The following is a 1,289-nucleotide window of genomic DNA, read 5'->3' as shown; positions in this document are numbered from 1 at the left end:
CTTTCAAGAACTGGTATTTACTCATTTTCTCGTCAGGCTCTCCAATGCATCGGCCTTGCAGATTGACGATCTGGCCATTCTTCAGGTAAGGAATAATAATGGGGTGTTTCGAAAATAGAAAATACCCTTTCTGCGTAAAAAGCCCTGCTGACTCCAGTTGACCATGTTCATAAGTTGAGGTCAAAAAATCAGCGGTTGCCTTTGGATCCGGAATAACAAACAGACCGAACCGGCGAATGATGTCGACCGTAAAAGCCCTGCCCGTTAGATAAGCCAAGGCCTGACGCTTGGTTTGGGTCGAGACATACTGCCGGCAAAAGGTTTGTAAGCTGGCATAGATTGGGCTAAACTTCTCAGCTGGAATCGTTGGCGCTTTCACTGGCTCGGCTACAGGCCTGGCCACTCGCTTGGGTAAGGGTTGATCGTCGACGATTCCCAAGTATCGGCTCTTCATTTCCTTAACGGCCTGACCGAACTCCATACCCTGGCCAGCACTCATATACAGATCAATGGTACTTCCCGATTTTCCGCACCCAAAACATTTGAAATGGCCATCCTTTGGGTAGAGTTTCATCGAAGGAGTTTTCTCGTCATGAAACGTGCAGTGGATCAGGTTTTGCCGGTTGGGCTCCCGTCCCAAATCCCGGGCGATTTGCAGAATATCCAGGGCTTTCAGTTCATCGAGTATCCGAGCGTCATCAAACATAGCATAGGTCAGTTATAGGCTACGGCCGAACCTCCTCTAAACAGAATAAACAGGGTTTTTTCAAGGTCTGCTGATCGACTCTTATGGACAAAGGCCGTTTTCCTGAATATATCAGAACCTGCCGAGTCCAGGTTTTCATCAAAAAGCAGCTGATAAACCGGTGCAAAATTTTCAATCCAATAATCTATCTGCTCTTTCGGGCCAGTAATGGTAAGCATATCGAACACTTCTCCATTGAGTTTGCAGAGGTCGATGGTTATACCCGAGGGCTTATTATGGGTTAGAAACAATTCCATGGTCAAGAGATTATGTAGCGGCTATCAATAGTTTCTCAATGCTGATAACTGCCTTTTCGAAACGGGGCATCAGCTCATACCATTCATTACTCAGAAAGACTTCCCTTATTATCTCGATCATCATTGGAATTAGACCAAGGGCAAAACCGGGATAATCAAAAAGGAAATGGCGAACTTCCCTCATTGTCCGATGCAGGGTCTTTTGATAGCCAGCTACGTAGTGCCGAATCTGGAGCCCAACAAATTCCATTTGGGTCAGGGCATCAATAGCGAGTTGATTAATTCCC

3 protein-coding genes are annotated in these 1,289 nt (G+C 46.2%); all 3 read right to left on the bottom strand.

The features are described from left to right. On the bottom strand, nt 1-706 hold a 706-nt coding region (locus BGO59_RS18395), incomplete at its 3' end, for a CHC2 zinc finger domain-containing protein (protein ID WP_293685425.1). Between the two features lie 8 nt (nt 707-714). Next, nucleotides 715-1,002 carry a hypothetical protein gene (locus BGO59_RS18390; RefSeq protein WP_293685423.1) on the bottom strand — a complete coding sequence of 96 codons (288 nt, stop codon included), beginning with the start codon at nt 1,000-1,002 and terminating at the stop codon, nt 715-717. 10 nt (nt 1,003-1,012) lie between these two features. Further along, nucleotides 1,013-1,289 (bottom strand): hypothetical protein (locus tag BGO59_RS18385; RefSeq protein WP_293685421.1); only part of this gene is annotated, 277 nt, incomplete at its 5' end.

This window comes from Spirosoma sp. 48-14 (assembly GCF_001898575.1).
Lineage (GTDB): Bacteria > Bacteroidota > Bacteroidia > Cytophagales > Spirosomataceae > Spirosoma.
This window is presented reverse-complemented; position numbering and strand designations above follow the sequence as displayed.